The organism is Pacificimonas pallii (genome assembly GCF_019204005.1).
GTDB lineage: Bacteria > Pseudomonadota > Alphaproteobacteria > Sphingomonadales > Sphingomonadaceae > Pacificimonas > Pacificimonas pallii.
This window is the reverse complement of the sequence record NZ_JAGSPA010000001.1, coordinates 246,092-267,099: the sequence shown is the minus strand read 5'-3', so window position 1 is coordinate 267,099 and position 21,008 is coordinate 246,092. Positions and strand designations below refer to the sequence as shown.

Genomic DNA, 21,008 nt, shown 5'->3' with positions numbered 1-21,008 from the left:
TCGCGCCGATCTATTTGTTCAGACAGCCTTATGCCGAACCGGTGCGTAGGCAAGACCGAAACTTTCGGCGAACGCGACCTGCGCCCGTACCGGGGTCATTGATCAATCGAAACCGGCGAAGGGTGCGCGCAGCGGGGTGGCAGTCGCCGCGATTTTTCGCTTTAAGCGCCCGCAAAGGAGACAGCATGGTGGCGAAGAAGTCGGACTGGCATGAAAAGGCGGACAAGGAAGTGCGCGGCAAGGACCTTGCGTGGGAAACGCCGGAGGGGATCACCATCGATCCCGTTTACACTGCCGAAGACGCCGCCGATCTCGATCCCGGCCTTCCCGGCTTCGCGCCTTACACGCGCGGGCCCTACGCCTCGATGTATACCGGCCGTCCGTGGACGATCCGGCAATATGCGGGCTTTTCCACCGCCGAGGAATCGAACGCCTTCTATCGCCGCAACCTTGCCGCCGGGCAGAAGGGCCTCTCCGTCGCGTTCGATCTCGCCACCCATCGCGGCTACGATTCAGATCATCCGCGCGTGGTCGGCGATGTCGGCAAGGCGGGCGTCGCGATCGACACCGTGCGCGACATGGAAATCCTGTTCGACCAGATCCCGCTCGACACGATGAGCGTTTCGATGACGATGAACGGCGCGGTGATCCCCGTGCTGGCCTTCTACATCGTCGCGGCGGAGCGGCAGGGGGTGAGCCAGGACAAGCTCGCCGGAACCATCCAGAACGACATCCTCAAGGAGTTCATGGTCCGCAACACCTATATCTATCCGCCCGAGCCGAGCATGCGGATCGTCTCCGACATCATCGCCTACACCTCGGCCAATATGCCGAAATTCAACAGCATTTCGATCTCGGGCTATCACATGCACGAGGCCGGGGCGACGGCGGTGCAGGAACTTGCCTTCACCATCGCCGACGGCAAGGAATATGCCTGCCGCGCGATGGAAGCGGGCCTCGATATCGACGCCTTCGCGCCGCGCCTGTCCTTCTTCTGGGGCATCGGCATGAACTTCTTCATGGAGATCGCCAAGATGCGCGCGGCGCGGCATCTGTGGCACGATGTGATGGAAGGTCTTGGGGCGCAGAACCCCAAGTCGAAGATGCTCCGCACCCACTGCCAGACCAGCGGGGTCAGCTTGCAGGAACAGGACCCCTACAACAATGTCATCCGCACCACGGTGGAGGCGATGGCGGCGGTACTGGGCGGCACGCAGAGCCTGCATACCAATGCGCTGGACGAGGCGATCGCCCTGCCGAGCGACTTCTCCGCCCGCATCGCGCGTAACACGCAGCTTGTGATCCAGGAAGAGACCGGCGTGACCAAGGTCGCCGATCCGCTCGGAGGTAGTTACTATGTCGAAAGCCTGACCTCGGCGCTGATCGAGGAGGCTCGCAAGCTGCTTGACGAGGTCGAGGCGGCGGGCGGCATGACGCAATATGTGGCCAGCGGCAAACCGAAGGCGCAGATTGAGATGGCCGCTGCCGCCAAGCAGGCCAGCGTCGACAAGGGCGAGACGGTAATCGTAGGCGTGAACAAGTACCGCCTGCCCGAAGAGGCCGATATCGACACGCTCGACATCGACAACCATGCCGTGCGCCAGAGCCAGATCGCGCGCCTCGGGAAAGTCCGCGAGGGCCGCGACGAATGCGCCTGCAAGGCCGCGCTCGATGCGCTGGCTCGCGGCGCGGCACAGAAGGAAGGCAATCTCCTCGCACTGGCGGTCGAGGCGGCGCGCCATGATGCGACACTGGGCGAAATCAGTCAGGCGATGGAAGATTCCTATGGCCGCTACGACACCGTGCCCAAACCGGTGCGCGGGGTCTTCGCCGCCGCTTACGAGGAAGACAGCCGCTACGACCAGGTGGTTGAGGGTGTAAGGGCGGTCGAACGCCGCCTCGGCCGCGCGCCGAAGCTGATGGTCGCCAAAATGGGCCAGGACGGCCACGACCGCGGCGCCAATGTGATTGCCAGCGCCTTCGCCGACATGGGCTTCGAGGTCATCTCCGGCCCTCTGTTCCAGACGCCGGAGGAAACGCGCGACATGGCGCTCGAGAACAACGTCGACGCCATCGGCGCAAGCAGCCTTGCCGCGGGCCACAAGACGCTGATCCCCGGACTGATCGGCCTGCTGCGTGAGGCGGGCCGTCCCGACATCAAGGTCATCGCCGGCGGCGTGATCCCGCAGAAGGATTACGACTTCCTGCGCGATGCCGGAGTGCAGGGCATTTACGGTCCGGGCAGCAATGTGGTCGAATGCGCGGCGGACGTGCTGCGCCTGCTGGGCCACAACATGCCGCCTGCGGAGGAGGAAAGCTGATGAACGATGCAGAAGAGACGGTGGGCTTGAAGGTGGACGAGCGGGATCCGGATCTGCTTCTTTATGATTTTCTGAAGTATCTGGCGACGATTGCACTGCTGATTCTTGGTGCGGTGCTTTCGCTAGCAGGGCCTGAAGCTGGGTTAACAAGAAGAAAGATAGGGCTCGTCATCATCGTGGTAGCGGCCGCTGCGTTCATCGCCATCGTCGCTGCCGACCGCATCGTGAAACTCCGGGCGAAGGGCATGGCGCTGGACCGGTGGGTCCACTGGTCGCGGGGCGCATGTATGTGGTTACTCGCGCTGGGTACCGGTTTCTTTTTATCTCACTGGATTAATGGGCTCGATTGAGATGGAGATGATGCTTGCGATCCACATCAATGGGATCCGTGAGAACATCGCGGCGCTGTTCGCCAAGCTCGGCTTGACTCCGCTGGCGGGGGTGACGGGATAGGCTTGTGACGCTTGGCTTTTCCGTCGATGCGCTTCTGCCCAAGGCGCGCGGGGGAGGGCAGCTCAGGATGGGGCTGGCCAAGCTGGGCGAGAGCGAATGGCTGCAACCCGGGCCCGACCTGGCCGCGCGGGCCGAGGGTTTCGCGGCCTATCCGCAAGGCGTGCAATTGTTGCCCGACGGCGATGCTTCCGGGGCAGAACTTGCCGCGATGCTCGGCCTTTCGGGCGGCCTCCCGGAAGCGGCGCGGGCGCACCACGAGGATATGTGCCTCCTCACCTTGCGCGAAGGCGAGGATCAATACCGCCTCGTCGGCACAGCGGTGGCCTGGCCGTCCGACTGGACCCCGGCCGACAAAATGGGCTTGCCGCTGCGCGCGCTGCATGCGCCGATCCAGGGCTACGAAGATCAACTCGCCAGCGGGGTCGATCATTTCATGGCCAAGCTCAAGCCGGGCGCGATCTATGGCCGCTGCAACTGGTTCATCGCCGCGACCCGCGCGCGCCGCTGGGTTGCGCCCCCGCCGGAGATCGCCTTTGCGCATGTGACCCCCGATAACGCAGGCGAGACACTTTTTGTGCGCTCCGAACGGCAAACGCTGCGCCGCATGCCGGAAACCGGCGCGATCGTTTTTACCATCGGCGTTTACGTCGAACAGCTCGGGGCATTGTCCAGGACCAATATCGACCGCCTTGTCCACGCCGTGACGCAGCTTGTGCAGGGAGAGGGCGACCGCCGCGGTGCGCCTGCTTATGCCAGCGCCCTGGCCCGCTTCGCCGGAATGAGGGAACATTAATGCTACCGGCGTGCCGGTCTATCTCGCGACTTGGCGTGGCTGACGAAATTGGTGCGTTGCGAATGACCCTTGTGGCATCAGCGGCAGCGTAACCACTCGCGCTGCCATTGATGCCGCGCTATGGTTTGCGTATGCCCCGCAATACCCCCGCAAAACTCGAAGTTCGTAATGCTGTCCCGGCCGATGTTCCGCAAATCGTGCGGCTGATCGGGGAAGTTTATGTGGGCGTGGAAAATTACACGCCCAGCATGATCCGTGGGCAGATCAACAATTTTCCAGACGGGCAATTCGTCGTCATCATGGACGGCGAGGTTGCCGGATATTGCGCCTCCTCCCGCATCGATGAAGCGGTCGCGCTGGCGCCGCATGACTGGGAGGCGATTTCCGGCAATGGATATGGCAGCCGTCACGATCCGACCGGCGACTGGCTTTACGGCATCGAAATGGTGGTCTCCCAGAAGCAGCGCGGCCTCAGGATCGGGCGGCGGCTTTACGAGGCGCGGCGCGGACTGGTGGAGCGGCTGGAGCTGAAAGGCGTTGTCTTTGGCGGCCGTATGCCCGGCTATGCCCGCGCGCACCGCCGACGCAAGGACAGGGTGGAGACGCCGCAGGATTATGTCGAAGGCGTCGCCGAGGGGAAGCTGCGCGACACGACGCTCGGTTTCCAGATGAAGAACGGCTTCCAGGCCATCGGCGTTCTGGAAAACTATCTGCCCGAGGACGAACCATCGGGCGGGCATGCCGTGCACATGGTCTGGCGCAATCCCTATATAGATCCGGACGAGCAGAGGGAATTCCGCGTGCAGCGCGGCGTGCGGGGCGTGCGGCTGGCCACTGTCCAGCTACAGGCCCGTACAGTGAAGACGTTCGAAGAGTTCATCGCCAATGTCGAGTATTTCGTCGATGTCGCGGCCGACTATGATTCCGATTTCGTGGTCTTCCCCGAACTCTTCACCCTGTCTCTCCTCAGCTATGAAACGAAAAAGCTGACGCCGATGCAGGCGATCGACCGCTTGTCGGAACATACCGAGCCGCTTGTCGAGGCGCTTTCAACGCTGGCGCTTGCTTATAATGTCAACATTATCGGCGGGTCGCATCCGACGCGTACGCCGGACAGAGACATTCAGAATGTCGCTTATGTCTGCCTGCGCGACGGCAGTGTGCATGCGCAGGAAAAGATCCACCCGACGCCGGACGAGGCCTATTGGTGGAATATCAAGGGCGGCGACGATGTCGGTGTCATCCAGACCGACTGCGGTCCCATTGGCGTCCTCATCTGTTATGACAGCGAGTTTCCCGAGCTTGCCCGGCGGCTGGTGGACGAGGGCGCACAGATCATCTTCACGCCCTTCTGCACCGACAGCCGCCAGGGCTATATGCGGGTCCGCTACTGCTCGCAGGCGCGCGCCATTGAAAACCAGTGCTTCGTGGTTCTGAGCGGTAATGTCGGCAATCTGCCCGGTGTCGACAATATGGACATCCAGTATGCGCAGTCCTGCATCCTGACACCATGCGATTTTCCCTTCGCGCGCGATGGTATCGCGGCGGAAGCCAGCGAGAATATCGAAACGCTGACCATCGCCGACGTCAATCTGGACGACCTGACCTGGGCACGGGCGGAGGGCACTGTCAGAAACCTCAGCGATCGCCGCTTCGATCTTTACCGGATCGACTGGTCGAAAGCCCCGCGCGCCGCGCCCGCACCGCCGCATGGACATCACCGCCCGAACAGGGCACCGGGCGGCGGCTAGTACCCCGCCCGTGCGCTAGCCGCGTTTGAGCGCATTCAGAAACGCACCGATCCTTTTGGCATTGGCACCGAAATCGTCACGCCCCACGCGGGATTTCGAGCGCAGGTCGATGCGCGTTCCTGTATCCTCCGCCGTCAGGCGGATGACGATGTCGTCCTTGAAGCGCAGCAGGCGCGTGACGGCGATTGCCTCCAATTGTCCGCGCTGTTCATCTGCGGCGACGAGTTTCCAGCGCCGCGCTTCAACCTCGTTCCGGACACGGCGAAAGGCCGCGGGCATGTCCTCAGCCAGAATGATGGGTTCCAGATTGCCATATTTACTGACATGTTCACCGATCGTGGCGCTATCGAAATCCGGCGGTCCATCGCCGGTCAATTCGAAGCGCGGCGGGTTGGCAAGGTCGGTGGTGATGTCGTTCAGCATGGGTTGTCCCCGGTATGCCAGGGTTTCGGCGTGGAGCCGGAGATCGCGGCAGGCAGGCAGCTATCGCCCGGCTGGCGGATGATAATCGAGCGGCCCTCGCCAGCGGACCGGATCATCACGCATTCGCCCACCTTGACGATGTAGCGGCTGCGCGTCTCGATCTGCGTGCCGGTCGTCAAGAGCACCTTATAGTCATTGATGTGCGCGCGTCCGAAATCATCCTCGACGCCAAGCATGGCCACCGCGGCAACGACCGGATTCAGCGACAGTGCCGCCATCGCCGACCTTTCAGCGCGCGATTCGCCGCTTTTTATCTCCGTACGCTCTGCCTCGATCACGCGGCCATAGCGGGAATCGCTGCCGACAATCAGGGGCTCCGACCGCAAGGGCGCGCATGCGGGAATCAGCATGCCCGCAGCCACCGCCATCAGGGCGAGCCTATGGACCTTACAGCGCCGCAAGGCTCTCTTCGACGTTCTTGAATATTTCTTCGGCGAATTCGCTTTCCGCGGTGCCGGTGATCTGCATGGTCGACCGTTTTGCGGAATTGACCACAACCGTCGTCCGATCACCGGTGCCTGGAAGGACGTTCACCACGCCGACTTCGCCCCAGCTGAATGCCGACACTTTCTTGGTGAATTCAATCTGGAAGCGCTCGGCGTTTTCGTCCGTCCCCTTCACATTGACGTTCATACGCTCCACAGCCTGAAGGGCGGCAGCCTTCACCGTGTCGTAATTGCCGTCAAAGACACGGCTTGTCCCCTGCGTCGCCGGCGCCTGCGTGACGGAAGATGTCGTGGCACAGGCAGTGAGAAGGACCGGCATGGCCATGACAAGTGCGGCGATTGAGATCGTGCGGTACATGTTGGAAATCCCTGTTCTTTGATTTTCGTAATGGCATGTTTTGATGGACCAGCGCCATTTCGCCTGCGCGTTAGCCGTCCGCAATATCGCCAAGCAGGCCCTGGATCCGCGCGGCATTGGCACCAAGGTCGCTCATGCCCATGCGCGATTTGGAGCGGATGTCGACTTCCGTTGTCGCCGGGCCTGCGCGGCGGACGCGAATGACGACATCATCCTTGAATCCGAACCACGCTGTCGTTTCCGTCGCTTCGATCCGTCCGGCGGCGCGATCGCTGGCCACAAGATCCCAGCCGCGGTCCTTAACCGCATCCAGCGCTTCTGCGAAGACGTCGTCATAGGGCCTATTCAAAACCAGCGTCTGCAGTTCGGGATAGGCCGCCTTCTGCTGCGCGGTGAAGTCGCGATTATATTCCGGTGGGTTCGGCGCATCGGCGCGCAGCGGCAGGATGGCGGCGAATTCCGGCGGCGTCTCGGTGTCGGTGGTGATGTCGTGGATGGCCGGCACACTGCGGCCGGTGATGGCCAGCGACATCATGAAGGCGAACGGCACAGCCGCAAGCACGAACGCGAATGCCGACCGGCCAAGATTTCGCTTTGCGCGCCAGTCCAGATACAAGGCGATCAGTGCGATCAGCGTTATCACGCCGGCTGCCATGGTGGCAAAACCCAGAATGGGGAAAACCGTGCCGAAGGATACGCCGCCGAAGCGGACCAGCGGGCCGCAGATGGCGATGGCAATCGCCACGATGACCGCCGCTGGCAGGACGATCCGGCTCAAAATCCCTGCTTTGCTGGTCATCCCGTCATCCCCCTGAATTGTTCGAGACATGCGGCCTCTTACAGAAACCTGTCTACGCCCGCGCGCGCATCGGCGTCCAGAGTGTTGTCATTCCCTCTCCACTCTGCGCATCGGGAGGGGGGCTTTGTCCGGTATCGCGGCGGTACCTGTCCCTATTTCCGCCGCTACATTCAGAAGCGCTAAAATGCGGGGCGATATTACGCGGCGCGCGTATCGACGTATTTCATATTTTCCGTGTCGGCGGCGAACTTTGCCTTATCGGCCTGCCTGACCGCTCGTTCGTGACGCGCGGGCCGTCCGAAATAGTAGCCCTGAAGCTGAGTGCAGCCAAGCCGGACCATTTCATCGCGTTCGAATTCGCTTTCAATGCCCTCGGCAGTCGTCGCCATGCCCAGACTGTTCGCCAGCGAGACGATGGCTTCGATAACGGCGACGCCCTCCTGCCAGCCATCGACGGCGGCGCGCACGAATGTCCGGTCGATCTTGATCTTCGCGAAATCCGCACGGTGCAGATAGCCGAGTGAAGAATAGCCGGTGCCGAAGTCGTCAAGTGCCAGCTCGACGCCAATGGCACGCAGCCGCTCCAGCATATTCTTGGTGCTGTCGCCATGGCGCAGGAAGACGCTTTCGGTCACTTCCAGTTCCAGTCGTGCCGCCGGTAGCCCACTTGCCGACAACGCCGAGATCACTGTCGCCGCAAGCCCGTCTGACTCGACCTGCAGCGATGACAGGTTTACGGCCAGTTTCACATGCTCTGGCCATTGCATCGCGGTTTCGCATGCGCTCCGCAGCACCCAATTGCCAATGCGGTTGATGAGACCCGCATCCTCCGCAATGGGGATGAAGATTTCGGGTGAGATAAAGCCATGTTCGGGATGTTTCCAGCGCAGCAGGGCTTCGTAGGCTTCGACTTCATATGTCTTGGAACTGACAATCGGCTGATAAAGTACCGATAGCTGGCCGCGTGCCAGCGCCTCGTTCAAATCCTGTTCCAGGCGGCGGCGCTGATCCGCAGCCTCTCGCATGGCGGGCTGATAGAAGGCCTGGCGCCCGCGGCCGGCATCCTTGGCCGAATATAGGGCAAGATCTGCTGAACGTGACAGCGCATCGACTGTGTCGCCATGTTCGCGTCCAATCGCGACGCCGATTGTCGCCCCGACGGAAGCGCGGCCATCGGGCAGGACAAAGGGGCGCGAAATATCGGCGATCACGCCATCGGCAAGGTCGGTCAGTTCATCGATATCGGTCGTCGCCGTGATGATGACGGCAAATTCGTCGCCGCCGAGACGGCAGACATGGCCATAATTGCCCGTGATTGCCTGAATGCGCATGGCCACACCGCACAATAGGTGATCGCCGGCGGCATGGCCGAGCGTGTCATTGACCTGCTTGAAGCGGTCGAGATCCACCAGAAACAAAGCGCATTTCCCCCTCCCCTCGGCCTGTTCCTGTAGCGCGGCGTGCAGCAGGTTTCGGAACGAAGGGCGATTGGGCAGTCCCGTCAACGCATCATGCCGTGCCGCGTGGGTCAGCATGTCGTTCGCTTCGGTGACGTCGGCGTGCGATCTGCGTACTGTCAGAAACGCGTATGACAGCGCCGACAGGATCAGCAGGACCGCCGCGGCGGCGATAATACTGCCCACGGTCATCAGTTGAAGACGATTCTTGGAATCCTGCAGCTGCTTGTCATTGCGCAGCTGGTCCGCCTGAAGCTTGGAAATCCGCAATTCCTGGTTGGCGGCGTCGAATTTCGATGCCAGCAGAGCCGCGTGGGTCGAACTCGCCGCTTTCATGGCGGCCTGTTCCAGCCGGCCGAAAGCGCTCAGGTGGCGATACGCGTTTTCGTGCTCATTGAGCGCGTCATAGATATTGTGCGCGGCGTTATGGAAATCCCGGTACTGCCATGACGTTTCATTGAGGTCGGTGCCTTCGAACGTGCGTTCGATCAGGATACGGGCAGTCCACAGATCATCGCGTGCGTGAGCTATTTGTGCCTTCATGCCCCATAGGAAGGCGCGCGAATCCCCTTCGTTGTCGAGATCGCGTGCCAGGCCCAGATTTGCGGTGGCATCGGCCTCGTCCAGCCTGCCCTGCAGGAACTGCGCCGACGAAATATTCGCCAGAATCCCTGCCTCAAGCACCGGGGAGTCGAGGCTGCGCGCGACAGCCAGGGATTTGGTGTAAGCCGTCTCGGCTTTTGCGTAATTACCCATTTCCTTATGGGCGTTGCCACGATGATTATGGCTCGACATGGTGAGAACCGGGTCATCGGGATAAACGTCGATTGACTGGGCATAATAGTTGAGGACCCGGCCATAGTCCCGCGCGCGCCAGTAGATCATGCCCAGATTTTGCAGTGTGATAGCCTGCCCGCGGCTTTCCCCAAGGTCGCGGAAGATGTTATGTGCCTGATGAAGGTCTTCCAAAGCCTGGTTTATCTGCTCGTTCCCGCTGGCGATCGATGCTCTGGTCTGCAGAATATCGCCGTGCAGCTTGCTGCCCGGACGGAAGGCCTCGATCCGCGTCAACGCCTGCTCGATGACGGGGGATGCGTCGGCGTTGCGGTTCATGCGCGCCAGCGCCTCGGCTTGCAGCCAGAGCGACGTGATGAGGGCGGCCTCATGCGTTTTCGGCTCGGCGATGTGGAAGGCCTCCGCCTCTGCCTTGCGAGCGTAATCAAGCGCGAGCTTCTCATCGCGGGTCATTGCGTCGCGCGCGGCTGCGGCTGCGGCTTCATACCCGTTGACCGGCAGCGTGCCGAAGATGGCATCATTTGCCTGCACCGAGAGCCCGGCCCAGGACATCAGCAAGACAATCAATAGCGCAATGCGGCGCGGCATTCTGTTTCCCATGTCGCATGGCCGAAAGAACCGACCGCCTGGTCGATCTAGTCACGAAATCTTAAAAGAGATTTGCCGCCCGTCCGCTTTCCGTCACCGCGCCGGACAATAAGGGAAAAGGGCCGCGGGCAGATCGGCGGCTAGATGCCCGCCCACCAGTCATAGCCGGAGCGGTCCTCCCAAAAGCCGCCCTTGCCGCCGCCGATTTCGGCAAAGCTTTCAATGGCCTCGACGCCCATGACATATTTCGCGTGCTTGTAGCCCAGCTGTCGTTCCGACCGCAGGCGCAGCGGTGCGCCGTGGGCCACGGACAGAATGTCGCCGTTCATGCCCCAGGCCAATATCGTTTGCGGATGCCGCGCCTCGATCATGTCCACGGTTTCGTAATAGGGCGTGTCGCCATAGTTGTCTGCGCATCTGAACAGCACATATTTCGCCCGCTCCGAGACGCGGGCAAAATCCAGTATGCGCGATAGCTGCACACCGGTCCACTGGCCGATGGCGCTCCAGCCTTCGACACAGTCATGCCGCGTGATCTGCGTGCGTGTCGGCATTGCGCGCAGGTCGCTCAGTGAGATTTGCAGTGGCCGTCGCACCATGCCGCCGACGTTCAGCCGCCAATTGGCGAAACCCTCCTTCTGGTGCCGCGCATAATCCGCCGATGCCGGCTGGCGCGTTCCGTTTACGCGGAAGCGCGGCGACAGGTCTGCTTCGGTATATTCCCGCGCCAGCGCACCGCGCGCGGTGACCAGGCGCTGTGCGCGCATTGTCAGGCCATCCAGTGAGTAAAGCAGGTCATGGACCGGCTTCGTCTTCCCGATCCGCTCGCACCCCGGCAGCATAAGGCAGGCGCCGATACCGGTGAGCACGGTTCTGCGACTGGTCATCTTCCGTCTCCCGCAGGCAGGCGCAGCTTGCCGGTAATCATCGACCGGATTTCATTATATGGCCCCGCAAGGACGACGAGAATCAGGTGCACGAAAATGAACGCGATCAACAGGAACGCGGCAATGAAGTGCAGCGACCGCGCAGACTGCCGTCCGCCGAATATATCCAGCAGCCAGGGCCATGCCGCATTCATGTTCGGCGACATGGTGAGGCCGGTGGCGACGAGAACGGGCAGGATCACCAGAATCACGCCAGCATAGCTTAGCTTCTGCAGCAGACTGTATTTCTCCGTCCCGGAATGAATGAAGTTCAGCTTTATATGGTTTTTGATATCGGCCCTGACGCAGGCAGGCGTCAGCTGCCATTTGCGCGGGATCAGGTCGCGCTGGATGTGGCGATTGAACAGACTCCAGAAAAAATAGACGAAGCCCGCGACGCCAAAGATCCACGCGCCAAGCAGGTGATATCGCCGTCCCGCAGACAGGCTGTACTCAGCCGGGATCGTCACCCAGTGGGGAAAGGCCCGCATGCGCGTTTCCCCGCCCTTTTCAAACACACCGAGCACACCCGTCGTATCGAATTCGGCGCCGCCGATATTGACGAAGCCGCGCGGACCGGTGGCACTCTGCCGGTCGTCGATCACCAGCCATGCCGGGTCGAAATTCGCGCCATATTCGCCCCAGTACAGGCGCGGGTGCGCGTTGAAGATCGTGGCGCCGCTGCCGATCAGCAGGAAGATGGCGACCATATTGGTCCAGTGCCAGACACGCGTCGACAGCCTGTGCCGCTTGACCAGAGGCCCCTTCGCATTGCTGCTCATGGTCGTTGTCTCTCCCGCCATGCCTGTGCGCACGGTAACGACAGATACGCCATTGGAACAGGCCGGGTTACATTCTGCTTTGGGGATGATTTTTGTCCGGCGCATCGGTAGCGTGACGTCAATGAGCGAAGACTCCCCCTCAAACGCGCACGAATATAGCGTCGGCGACCTGTCAAAGGCGTTGAAACGCGCTGTCGAGGAGCGCTTCGGCAATGTTCGTCTGCGCGGCGAGATATCGGGGTGGAAAGTGCCAGCCTCCGGCCACGCCTATTTCACGTTGAAGGATGAGAACGCCGTCATCGATGCCGTCATGTGGCGCGGCCAGCGTGTCAGGCTGGATTTTCAGCCCGAAGACGGCCTCGACGTCATCGCAGAGGGCAAGGTGACGACCTATGCCGGTCGTTCCAAATACCAGATCGTCGTTGAGCGCATGCGGGTCGCGGGCGCAGGCGCGCTCATGGCGCTGCTTGAAAAACGCAAGGCTGCCCTGGCCGCCGAGGGCCTGTTCGCCGCCGAGCGCAAACGCGCCATTCCCTTCCTGCCGCGTACCATCGGCATCGTCACGTCGCCGACCGGTGCCGTCATTCGCGATATTCTCCACCGCCTGGCTGACAGGTTCCCGCGCGATGTGATCCTTTGGCCCGCAAAGGTTCAGGGCGACGGCGCAGCAGAGGAAATCGCGCGGGGTGTCGAGGGCCTGAACGCGGCGGAAGGTTTCGTCCGGCCCGACCTGATCATCGTTGCGCGCGGCGGCGGCAGTATTGAGGATCTGTGGGCCTTCAACGAGGAAGTCGTCGTCCGTGCCATTGCCGCGTCTGGTATTCCGGTGGTGAGCGCGGTGGGCCATGAAACCGATACGACGCTTGCCGATTTCGCCGCCGACCTTCGCGCACCGACACCGACCGCCGCCGCCGAACAGGCCGTTCCCGTGCGCGCCGACCTTGCCGCCACGGTCGCCGAATATGGCGCGCGCCTTCAGGCAGCCATTCGCAACGCGGGACGCGCCCGCGCCGAACGCCTGCGCATGATCGCCGCCCGCCTGCCGCAGCCAGAGGCTGTGCTCGCCGCCCGCCAGCAGCGCTTTGACGATATCAGCGCCCGCATGCCAAACCCTGCCGACATGCTCGCCAGGCGTGAAGACAGGTTCACTTCCATCGCCGCGCGGCTGCCCAAAGCGCTCGCTGCGAGGGCAGGGGTGGCCCGTCAGGATTTGATCCGGGTGTCTGCAACGCTGAAACCGGCCCTGCTGGAGCGCTTCGTCGCACAGCGGGGCGACCGTGCTGCGGCGCTCGCCGACCGGGCGGTGCGCGCCGCGTCGCAAATGCTGATCCGTGAAAGCGCGGAAACGAAATCCATCACGCGCCGCCTTGACCCTGTCATCCTGCGACGGCGCGTGACGGCGGAGCAGCGCCGCCTCGACGACCTTGGCCGCGTCCTGACGTCGCTGGACCCGCGCGGCCCGCTCAGCCGTGGCTTCGCGCTCGTCGAAACCGAAACCGGCGTCGTGACCAGCGCCGCCACTGCAAAGCGTGAAGCGCGCATGATGCTGCGGTTTGCCGATGATGCCGTAGAGGTTTTCACGGGCGCCGCGCCGCCGCCTGCGAAGCGGCCGAAGCCGTCCGCGCGTATTCGAAAACCACCTGCCGGTCAGGCGGACCTGTTCTGATTGGACTGACCGTCCGCGGCCATCTCCTCGTTCCGCACCGCATCTCCCCCGGCGGCTGCCACCACGGCCGCCGGAACACGTGGCCAAGCGCCGCGTCGGCGTTGCGAGCATTACCCGCAGCGGAAAGGCCATCCCGGCTTTCGCCAGAATAGCCCTAAAATTCCGCTCTGGCGAAGCCCGTCAGAGCCCCAGGACCATTTTTGCGATAATCCCGCGCTGGATCTCGTTGGAGCCGCCATAGATGCTCGTCTTGCGACCATTAAAATAGGTCGGCGCCGCCCGCTGGGCGTAATCCGGTCCAATGGAATATTCATTGCCGCCTTCGCCATAGCCGCGGAAATAGGGCGCGCCGTAATGGCCTGCCGCTTCCAGCACGAGTTCGGTGATACGCTGCTGAATCTCCGTCCCCTTGATTTTCAGGATCGAGGATTCGGGGCCCGGCCCGCGGCCTGCCGCTTCACCCGCCAGCGTGCGGAGTTCGGTGAATTCCAGTGCGGCAAGGTCGATCTCCAGATCCGCGATCTTGCGCCGGAAGAACGGATTCTCGATCAGCGGCTGGCCCTCGTCCAGTTCCGCCGCCGCGATTTCCCGCAGCTTTTCGATACCGCGCTTCGAACGCGCCACGCCGGCAATGCCGCTGCGCTCGTGCGCCAGCAGGAATTTGGCGCAGGTCCAGCCGTCATTCTCTTCGTGCACGCGGTTCTCGACCGGCACCTTCACATTATCCAGCCAGACTTCGTTGACCTCATGCTCACCGCCCAGCGTGATGATCGGACGCACGGTAATCCCGGGCGTCTTCATATCGATCAGCAGGAAGGAAATGCCCTGCTGCGGCTTGGGCGCATCCGGGTTGGTGCGCACCAGGAAAAAGCCCCAGTCGGCATGCTGGGCCAGCGTCGTCCAGGTTTTCTGGCCATTGACGAGGTAATATTCCTTGCCATCATCGCCCTTGATGCGCTCCGCCTTCGTCTTCAGGCTGGCAAGGTCCGACCCGGCGCCGGGCTCGGAATAACCCTGGCACCACCAGGTCGTCCCTGCGACGATACCGGGCAGGAATTTCTTCTTCTGCTCCTCGGTGCCGAACGTGTAGATCACAGGTCCGACCATCGACACACCGAAGGGCAGCGGCGGAATCGTTTCCGCCTTCGCCGATTCTTCCGACCAGATATAGCGCTGGGTGGAGGTCCAGCCGGTGCCGCCATATTCTTTTGGCCATGCGGGAACGGACCAGCCCTTTTCGCCAAGGATCTGATGCCATTTCAGCATGTCTTCCCTGCCCAGTTCCTCGCGGCCACCTTTGGTGCGCAGGTCTTCCGGGTAATTCTCGGCGATAAAGGCCCGGACTTCCTCGCGGAAAGCTTCCTCTTCAGGGCTGAATGACAGATCCATCTTATCTCTCCTCTACGCGGCGCGCTTGCGGCCTTGTGCCCGTTTTGCGCCTGCTTTCAACTCGTCTTTCAGGTCTTTCTTATACAGATCGAAGTCCAGCTGCATGGTATGGCGCTTCGACGCATAATAGTGACCCATGTGGCGCTTCTCATCGCGCACGATTGCCCTCGTCATAGCAGCCGCAGGCGGCAGTTCGTAATCGCCTTTCAGATAGGCCGACAGTAGTTTCGCCTGCTGTTCCGCCAGGTTCACCAGCGTTGGCAGCGGCTGCGCCAGCCCCATGAACCATAGCGTCGGGCGCTCGGCGCGGACCATGCGCTTGAAGAGGCCGATGTGATTGTCCGTTACCGGCGCATCTTCGCGGTTGAGGAACGGGAAGTCCGTTTTATATCCAGTGGCGCATATGATCGCGTCGACCTGCTCCACGCTGCCATCCTCGAACAGGACGTCTTTGCCGCGCAGTTCCCTGATATTCGGTTTTACCGCGATATCGCCCGATCCGCAGCGCAGCAGAAATTCCGAACTCACGGTCGGGTGTGCCTCAAGCGGCTCGTGATCCGGGGTCGGCAGGCCGTAATTCTCCATCTCACCGACCAGCTTCTTCACCGCGCCCTTCGCAAGCCTGCGTTTTATCGAACCGGGCAGCCAGGTCGGCAGCGGCGTCTTGTCCCCCGGTTGACCATTAATATATTTGGGCAATACCCAGACCCCGCGACGCGCAGCCACGAACAGCTTTTCCGCCATCGGCCGCTGCGACAGTTCGCTGGCAATATCCACCGCGCTATTGCCCAGGCCGACCACAAGGACGCGTTTGCCGATCATGTCGACGGGTTGGAACGGCGTGCGGTATTCGTGGCTGTGGATCATGTCACCGTCAAAGCTGCCCGGCCATTGCGGCATGTTCGGCGACCAGTGATGACCATTGGCGACGACCAGCACGTCAAATTCTTCGGCATCACCCGTCGACAGATGCAGCCGCCAGCGCTGCCCCTCGATCCGGTCTGCACGTTCCACGGCGGTATTGAACCGGATCAGTTCGCGCAGATCAAAATGGTCGACATAGTCGTTGAAATAGCCGTTCAGCAGGCTGTGATGCGGAAAATCCGGCCAGCCCTGCGGCACCGGATAATCCTCGAATTGCAGCCGCGTTTTCGATGTGTCGATGTGCAGCGACTGATAGCAGGCCGATTTGCCGTTGGGGTTGCCGTACGCCCAATTGCCGCCAATGCGGTCCGACGCCTCGAACACCGTCGCCGTGATACCGGCATCCTGCAGTTTCTTGGCGGTCGTGAACCCCGAACACCCGGCCCCGATGATCGCAACGGATGTCACGCGGACATCGCCGTCAGGGGAGGGCGTCCTAGGGCGCGATTTCCTGTCCATCCCATGCAAAGATCTTTCCCGTATCCGCCGCCGTCAGGCCGTCCAGCACGGACAGCAATTTCCCGGCAGCATAGCGGGGTGTGAACAGCTTCCCATCTGCCACATTCGACTGGAATGGTTTGGACAGGCCGGTGTCGACCGTGCCCGGATGCAGCGCGACGCAGACCGCGTCCTGCTTCTGCCGCGCCAGTTCGATGGCCAGCGTCCGGATCAACTGATTGAGCGCCGCCTTCGACGCGCGGTAACCGTACCAGCCGCCGAGGCGGTTGTCGGAAATACTGCCGACACGCGCCGACAAGGCGGCAAATACCCCGCGCGCGTCCTTCGGCAGCAGCGGCAGGAAATGCTTCGCAACCAAAGCCGGCCCGACTGCATTTGCCGCAAAGGCCCGCATCAGGTCGTCGTGGTTCAGCGCGCGCCGGTTCTTCTCAGGTCCGTAATCGTCGGCGTGCAGCAGGCCGGTAGCGACGATGATGGTCTCGGCCTTGCCGATCCGTTTTGCGGCGGCGGCGATACTGTTCTCGTCCTCGATATCGATATGGTCACTTTCCGCCCCCGCGATCGATATCCCGGAACGGGAAAGCGCGTGAACGACGTCATGTCGTCCACGCGCAATGATATCCTCGGTCAGCGCCCGGCCGATACCGCCCGATGCGCCGATAATGACGGCACTGCTCACCCGTTCAGGCTGCGCAGCATCCAGGCGGCCTTGTCATGCACGGTCATGCGGCCGATCATCATGTCGACGGTTACTTCGTCTTCCGCGTCTTCGGCGACGGGGATTAGCGAGCGGCACGTCGCGGCCACAGCCTCATGATCCAGCGCCAGATGTTCGCACATGTCGAGCGCCTCGGGCGGTGTATCGGGCGCTTCGTCCAGCTTGGAAAGCTTGGAAAAGGCGCTGTAGCTGCCCGGCGCGGTTTCACCCAGGGCACGGATACGTTCCGCAATATCATCCACTGCCGTGGCAAGCTCGGTATATTGTCCTTCGAACAGCACATGCAGCGAGTGGAAGTGCGGACCCTTCACATTCCAGTGATAATTGTGCGTTTTCAGATAAAGCGAATAGCTGTCCGCAAGTACCTTGCCGAGCTCCTTGCCGACCTTGGCGCGGCCTTCCTTGTCGATTCCGATGTGCGGGGTAGGCATGATGTGTCTCCTGTTCCTGTGATTGTGATTGTGATTTCACACAACCAACGGAACAGCCGCGCACGCGTTCCTGTGACATTTTCACTTACTGTAATCGATGGTATAAAGGCTCAATGACAACAAACCTTGATTGGCTTTACGATAAACTGGAAGCCGATTTCGGCGTGCCGCGCAGACAGCTCCAATCTCGCGCCGCTTTGGTCCACGATCTCGGTGTGACCGGTGATGATGCAGGCGAACTCCTTGAAGCAATCCATGATCGATTTGGGACAGATTTTTCCAATCTGAATTGGACAGATTTTTTTCACAACGAGGCGTTCGGATTGACGCAGGGCTGCCTACTGATGCTGGGCATGGGCCCCGGCATGTTCGCCGCAATTTGGTACCTGCCATCAGGCTGGCCTGAATGGCTACGGATGCTGCTCGCAATAATTGCTGGGACAACCAGTCTTGTCGTCATCGGAAAACTATCTTGGCTGATACCGTGGAAATTTGGAGAGAAACGCAAAGTTACACTGGCTGGCCTTTGCGAGATCATCGATGCAGGTGCGTGGCCTCAGGACCCGGATCAGGTCACCTGACAACTCAGTCCTTTTCCAGCGTCATTTGCAGCGGATGTTCGTTTTTCCGCGCGAAGTCCAGCACCTGGTTCACTTTGGTCTCGGCAACTTCGTAGGTGAAGACACCGCAGAGGCCGACACCCTTCTGGTGGACGTGCAGCATCACATGAGTCGCTTCCTCGGTCGACATGCGGAAATAACGCTGCAGGACGGCAACCACGAATTCCATCGGCGTATAGTCGTCGTTCAGCATCAGCACCTTGTACAAAGACGGCTTTTTTGTCTTCGGGCGCGTGCGCGTGGCGACTCCGCTCTCGCGGTCCGGGCGCTCGCCATCGGGCGGCCCGGTTTCGTCTTCATCGCTATTGATCGGGTGCATGCTCATTATTCAGATAATCTAGCGATCTGAATCGGGATGGCAATGGTCCGGCCACTCGCGGCTGTCGATACGCGCCCACTAACGGCGTAAAGAAAAGGGCCGCTCCCGAAGACGGAAGCGGCCCTTGTTCATTTACGTATCGCGTTTGGCTTATGCGACCTTTTTAAAGGTCTCGCCAGCGACAGCAACGCGGTTCTGCAGCGGTGCCATCATGTCACCGGCCAGCTTGAACATACGCTCCGTCATGGTCGACGTCTGCGAAACCATCGCGTCGAACTGGCTACGGGCGAAGTCGCTGTGCAGCTGCATGGCTTCGGCCGGGTTCTTTGCGCTCGACACTTTCTGCATCGTTGCGGAGAAGCCCTCGACGCTCTTCTTGGCGAAGTCGGCCTGCTCGCGGACGAGTTCCTGCGTGCCTTCAGCGGCAACCTTGGAGGCTTCGACCATCGCTTCGACGTTGCCACGTGCGAAACCGTTCATGTCTTCCATGACCTTCGCGCTTTTTTCCATGGCTTCACGGCCCTTGGCGGTCATGTCCTGGATAGCGGCCTTACCCTGCGTCATTGCGGTGTCGGCCTGCTGTTTCATAGCTTCGGTTGGGTTCGTCTTCGTCATCGTAATATTCCTTTTGGCTGTATTTGTCTTTGGGGTGGCAGCGGCTTTCGCGGCAGTCCTTGCCGTGCGTTTCACCGCCGATTTCTTTGCAGCTGCTTGTTTGGGTGCAGCCGTCTTGGCCGCCACTTTCTTCACGGTCGTTTTCTTTGCTGCCGTTTTCTTGGCAGGAGACTTTCCGGCCACATCCGCCGCGGCTTTGGCCGCTATGTCAGCGGCAATCGTCTGTGTGCCGGTCGCGGCCTTGACGACCGTCTTGACGGCCGTGGCCGCCTTGGGAGCATTCGCCTCTACCGTCTTCGGCTTAGGCGCTGCTGCCGTATTTGCGGCGGCGTTCGTCGCCGGGATTCCCGGTTTTGCTGCCGTTTTATTCTCTCTGGCGTTGGTCGTGGGAGCTTTGCTCGCCATATGACACTCCGTTTCGTTCCAGTTACGTCTATGCTGCACTGCAACATAAGTGATGAAACGAACGTCGTCAAGGGTTTATTGTGCAGTGCAGCAATAATTTTATTGCCTGTTAAATTCGTGCCTTAGGTATCAACGCGGGCCAGTCCAGATGCTTCCAACTGGTCGTTGATCATTGTCATAAGCGCCTTCAGCGAACTTTCCGACTTGGCCTCTGCGCGCGCAACCAGGACATTCTGGGTGTTCGACGCTCTCAATAGCCACCAGCCGTCATCCGTATTGACACGGACGCCGTCGATTTCGCTCATGTGCGCACCGTCCGCTTTCAGACGCGCGCGGACTTCCTCGATAACCGCGAACTTGCGGTCCTCATCCACTTCAAAGCGCAGCTCCGGCGTATTGATCAGATTGGGCATCGCCCCTTTGAGGTCGGTCAGCGAGACGCCTGCGCGGCTCAGGGCGCGCATGAGACGAATTGCCGCGTAAAGCGCGTCATCATAGCCGTAATAGCGATGCTTGAAGAAAATATGGCCTGACATTTCGCCAGCCAGCGGCGAACCCGTTTCCTTCATCTTCGCTTTGACAAGGCTGTGCCCGGTTTTCCACATTAGCGGTTTGCCGCCGCGCTGTGCGACATGGTCGAACAGCGCCTGACTGGCTTTCACATCGGCGATGATGGTGCTGCCCGGAACGTCCTTCAGCACGTCTTCGGCCAGAATCATGAGCAGTTGATCGCCCCAGACGATGCGTCCCTTCGCGTCGATCGCACCGATCCGGTCGCCGTCGCCGTCAAAGGCCAGACCGAAATCCAGTCTCTTGTCCTTGACGACCTTGCGCAGATCCTCGAGATTCTTTTCCTCCGTCGGGTCCGGGTGGTGGTTCGGGAAATCGCCGTCTATGTCGGTATAGAGCAGCACATGCTGTCCCGGCAGCCGCGCCGTCAGCTTTTCGACAACGCGCCCCGCCGCGCCGTTTCCGCAGTCCCACGCGACGCGGAATTCCTTCGCGGGCGCGTCTTCCAGCAGGCGCTCGACGAACTGGTCTTCAATATCGACATTCTCGTTGGTGCCGTGCCCGGTCTCGACATCGCCAGCCGCCGCCATCTCGCCAAGCGCACGAATGTCGTCGCCGTAAAACGGCCCGGTGCCCAGCATCATCTTGAAGCCATTATAGTCGGGCGGATTGTGGCTTCCGGTGATCATCATGCCGCCATCGGCTTCCAGCGCGTGCACCGCGTAATACAGCATCGGGGTCGGCCCCAGACCGATGCGCAGCGCATCGATCCCGGCGGCGTTCAGCCCGTCGACCAGCGCCGCTTCCATAGCGGGGGAGGAGTGCCGCCCATCATAACCCACGGCGACTTTCGTGCCGCCCTCCCGCCGAACACGCGTCCCGAACGTTCGCCCCAGCCAGCGCGCGTCTTCTTCGGTCAGCGTGTCGCCGACGATGCCGCGAACGTCATATTCACGGAGCAGGGTGCGGTGGAACTGATGCGTCATCGGCGATGGTCCTC

The 21,008-nt window shown here is 61.3% G+C and carries 20 protein-coding genes; 6 read left to right on the top strand and 14 right to left on the bottom strand.

Annotated elements, in window-relative coordinates; all coding sequences use genetic code 11:
- Positions 1-185: 185 nt before the first annotated feature.
- The 4 genes from scpA (at position 186) to KCG44_RS01175 (ending at position 5,318) form a co-directional block, all read left to right on the top strand.
- Entirely contained in the window at positions 186-2,321 is a 2,136-nt protein-coding gene (gene scpA, locus KCG44_RS01190; RefSeq protein WP_218443690.1) for a methylmalonyl-CoA mutase, read from the top strand.
- Positions 2,321-2,671: a hypothetical protein gene (locus KCG44_RS01185; RefSeq protein WP_218443689.1), complete on the top strand. Its 351-nt coding sequence runs from the start codon at positions 2,321-2,323 to the stop codon at positions 2,669-2,671. The genes scpA and KCG44_RS01185 overlap by 1 nt, the downstream gene beginning before the upstream one ends.
- A 107-nt stretch (positions 2,672-2,778) precedes the next feature.
- On the top strand, positions 2,779-3,567 hold the full coding sequence (locus KCG44_RS01180) for a heme-dependent oxidative N-demethylase family protein (RefSeq protein WP_218443688.1): 789 nt from the start codon (positions 2,779-2,781) through the stop codon (positions 3,565-3,567).
- A gap of 131 nt (positions 3,568-3,698) precedes the next feature.
- Positions 3,699-5,318: a carbon-nitrogen hydrolase family protein gene (locus KCG44_RS01175; protein WP_218443687.1), complete on the top strand. Its 1,620-nt coding sequence runs from the start codon at positions 3,699-3,701 to the stop codon at positions 5,316-5,318.
- Positions 5,319-5,333: 15 nt separating this feature from the next.
- Here the strand turns inward: KCG44_RS01175 and KCG44_RS01170 are convergent, their stop codons facing one another.
- The 7 genes from KCG44_RS01170 to KCG44_RS01140 form a co-directional block, all read right to left on the bottom strand.
- Complete coding sequence (locus tag KCG44_RS01170; protein WP_218443686.1) at positions 5,334-5,741, bottom strand: DUF1499 domain-containing protein; 408 nt, start codon at positions 5,739-5,741, stop codon at positions 5,334-5,336.
- Positions 5,735-6,169: a hypothetical protein gene (locus tag KCG44_RS01165; RefSeq protein WP_218443685.1), complete on the bottom strand. Its 435-nt coding sequence runs from the start codon at positions 6,167-6,169 to the stop codon at positions 5,735-5,737. The genes KCG44_RS01170 and KCG44_RS01165 overlap by 7 nt, the downstream gene beginning before the upstream one ends.
- Before the next feature lie 19 nt (positions 6,170-6,188).
- Positions 6,189-6,605: a hypothetical protein gene (locus KCG44_RS01160; RefSeq protein WP_218443683.1), complete on the bottom strand. Its 417-nt coding sequence runs from the start codon at positions 6,603-6,605 to the stop codon at positions 6,189-6,191.
- Positions 6,606-6,675: 70 nt separating this feature from the next.
- Positions 6,676-7,404: a DUF1499 domain-containing protein gene (locus tag KCG44_RS01155; RefSeq protein ID WP_218443682.1), complete on the bottom strand. Its 729-nt coding sequence runs from the start codon at positions 7,402-7,404 to the stop codon at positions 6,676-6,678.
- A 197-nt stretch (positions 7,405-7,601) separates the two neighbouring features.
- Positions 7,602-10,244: an EAL domain-containing protein gene (locus KCG44_RS01150; protein ID WP_218443681.1), complete on the bottom strand. Its 2,643-nt coding sequence runs from the start codon at positions 10,242-10,244 to the stop codon at positions 7,602-7,604.
- Positions 10,245-10,384: 140 nt separating this feature from the next.
- Complete coding sequence (locus KCG44_RS01145; protein ID WP_218443680.1) at positions 10,385-11,131, bottom strand: molybdopterin-dependent oxidoreductase; 747 nt, start codon at positions 11,129-11,131, stop codon at positions 10,385-10,387.
- Positions 11,128-11,952 carry a cytochrome b/b6 domain-containing protein gene (locus KCG44_RS01140; RefSeq protein ID WP_255536248.1) on the bottom strand — a complete coding sequence of 275 codons (825 nt, stop codon included), beginning with the start codon at positions 11,950-11,952 and terminating at the stop codon, positions 11,128-11,130. The genes KCG44_RS01145 and KCG44_RS01140 overlap by 4 nt, the downstream gene beginning before the upstream one ends.
- Before the next feature lie 121 nt (positions 11,953-12,073).
- Here KCG44_RS01140 and xseA point away from each other — a divergent pair, with 121 nt between their 5' ends.
- The gene (gene xseA, locus KCG44_RS01135; RefSeq protein WP_255536247.1) at positions 12,074-13,618 is read left to right on the top strand and encodes an exodeoxyribonuclease VII large subunit; all 1,545 of its coding nucleotides are present in this window, start codon (positions 12,074-12,076) and stop codon (positions 13,616-13,618) included.
- Between the two features lie 180 nt (positions 13,619-13,798).
- On the opposite strand, the gene KCG44_RS01130 is transcribed toward xseA, so the two are convergent.
- From KCG44_RS01130 to KCG44_RS01115, 4 genes are read right to left on the bottom strand one after another with little or no spacing between them, the layout of a single operon-like run.
- Positions 13,799-15,007: an acyl-CoA dehydrogenase family protein gene (locus KCG44_RS01130; protein WP_218443676.1), complete on the bottom strand. Its 1,209-nt coding sequence runs from the start codon at positions 15,005-15,007 to the stop codon at positions 13,799-13,801.
- A 12-nt stretch (positions 15,008-15,019) separates the two neighbouring features.
- Positions 15,020-16,390, bottom strand: a complete 1,371-nt coding sequence (locus KCG44_RS01125) for a flavin-containing monooxygenase (protein ID WP_218443675.1) — start codon at positions 16,388-16,390, stop codon at positions 15,020-15,022.
- Positions 16,368-17,069: an SDR family NAD(P)-dependent oxidoreductase gene (locus KCG44_RS01120; protein ID WP_369411908.1), complete on the bottom strand. Its 702-nt coding sequence runs from the start codon at positions 17,067-17,069 to the stop codon at positions 16,368-16,370. The genes KCG44_RS01125 and KCG44_RS01120 overlap by 23 nt, the downstream gene beginning before the upstream one ends.
- A complete protein-coding gene (locus KCG44_RS01115; protein ID WP_218443674.1) occupies positions 17,066-17,539 on the bottom strand; it encodes a Dps family protein in 474 nt (157 codons plus the stop codon). Before KCG44_RS01115 ends, KCG44_RS01120 begins: the two co-directional genes overlap by 4 nt.
- Positions 17,540-17,652: 113 nt before the next feature.
- On the opposite strand from KCG44_RS01115, the gene KCG44_RS01110 reads away from it, so the two are divergent.
- A complete protein-coding gene (locus KCG44_RS01110) occupies positions 17,653-18,120 on the top strand; it encodes a DUF1493 family protein (RefSeq protein ID WP_218443672.1) in 468 nt (155 codons plus the stop codon).
- Positions 18,121-18,124: 4 nt separating this feature from the next.
- On the opposite strand, the gene clpS is transcribed toward KCG44_RS01110, so the two are convergent.
- From clpS to pgmG, 3 genes are all read right to left on the bottom strand, one after another.
- Complete coding sequence (gene clpS / locus KCG44_RS01105; protein ID WP_218443671.1) at positions 18,125-18,484, bottom strand: ATP-dependent Clp protease adapter ClpS; 360 nt, start codon at positions 18,482-18,484, stop codon at positions 18,125-18,127.
- A gap of 144 nt (positions 18,485-18,628) precedes the next feature.
- Positions 18,629-19,498, bottom strand: coding sequence for a phasin family protein (locus tag KCG44_RS01100; RefSeq protein WP_218443670.1), 870 nt, complete (start codon positions 19,496-19,498; stop codon positions 18,629-18,631).
- Between the two features lie 122 nt (positions 19,499-19,620).
- Positions 19,621-20,994, bottom strand: a complete 1,374-nt coding sequence (gene pgmG, locus KCG44_RS01095) for a phosphoglucomutase/phosphomannomutase PgmG (protein ID WP_218443669.1) — start codon at positions 20,992-20,994, stop codon at positions 19,621-19,623.
- Positions 20,995-21,008: the final 14 nt, after the last annotated feature.

Bases quoted from the DNA above. Each gene is read 5' to 3' on its own strand.
- KCG44_RS01165 (WP_218443685.1), bottom strand. From the start codon at position 6,169: ATGGCGGTGGCTGCGGGCATGCTGATTCCCGCATGCGCGCCCTTGCGG.
- KCG44_RS01130 (WP_218443676.1), bottom strand. From the start codon at position 15,007: ATGGATCTGTCATTCAGCCCTGAAGAGGAAGCTTTCCGCGAGGAAGTC.
- KCG44_RS01125 (WP_218443675.1), bottom strand. From the start codon at position 16,390: ATGGACAGGAAATCGCGCCCTAGGACGCCCTCCCCTGACGGCGATGTC.
- KCG44_RS01110 (WP_218443672.1), top strand. From the start codon at position 17,653: ATGACAACAAACCTTGATTGGCTTTACGATAAACTGGAAGCCGATTTC.
- KCG44_RS01100 (WP_218443670.1), bottom strand. From the start codon at position 19,498: ATGGCGAGCAAAGCTCCCACGACCAACGCCAGAGAGAATAAAACGGCA.
- KCG44_RS01150 (WP_218443681.1), bottom strand. From the start codon at position 10,244: ATGCCGCGCCGCATTGCGCTATTGATTGTCTTGCTGATGTCCTGGGCC.
- KCG44_RS01115 (WP_218443674.1), bottom strand. From the start codon at position 17,539: ATGCCTACCCCGCACATCGGAATCGACAAGGAAGGCCGCGCCAAGGTC.
- xseA (WP_255536247.1), top strand. From the start codon at position 12,074: ATGAGCGAAGACTCCCCCTCAAACGCGCACGAATATAGCGTCGGCGAC.
- scpA (WP_218443690.1), top strand. From the start codon at position 186: ATGGTGGCGAAGAAGTCGGACTGGCATGAAAAGGCGGACAAGGAAGTG.
- KCG44_RS01155 (WP_218443682.1), bottom strand. From the start codon at position 7,404: ATGACCAGCAAAGCAGGGATTTTGAGCCGGATCGTCCTGCCAGCGGCG.
- clpS (WP_218443671.1), bottom strand. From the start codon at position 18,484: ATGAGCATGCACCCGATCAATAGCGATGAAGACGAAACCGGGCCGCCC.
- KCG44_RS01140 (WP_255536248.1), bottom strand. From the start codon at position 11,952: ATGAGCAGCAATGCGAAGGGGCCTCTGGTCAAGCGGCACAGGCTGTCG.
- KCG44_RS01145 (WP_218443680.1), bottom strand. From the start codon at position 11,131: ATGACCAGTCGCAGAACCGTGCTCACCGGTATCGGCGCCTGCCTTATG.
- pgmG (WP_218443669.1), bottom strand. From the start codon at position 20,994: ATGACGCATCAGTTCCACCGCACCCTGCTCCGTGAATATGACGTTCGC.
- KCG44_RS01160 (WP_218443683.1), bottom strand. From the start codon at position 6,605: ATGTACCGCACGATCTCAATCGCCGCACTTGTCATGGCCATGCCGGTC.
- KCG44_RS01175 (WP_218443687.1), top strand. From the start codon at position 3,699: ATGCCCCGCAATACCCCCGCAAAACTCGAAGTTCGTAATGCTGTCCCG.
- KCG44_RS01170 (WP_218443686.1), bottom strand. From the start codon at position 5,741: ATGCTGAACGACATCACCACCGACCTTGCCAACCCGCCGCGCTTCGAA.
- KCG44_RS01185 (WP_218443689.1), top strand. From the start codon at position 2,321: ATGAACGATGCAGAAGAGACGGTGGGCTTGAAGGTGGACGAGCGGGAT.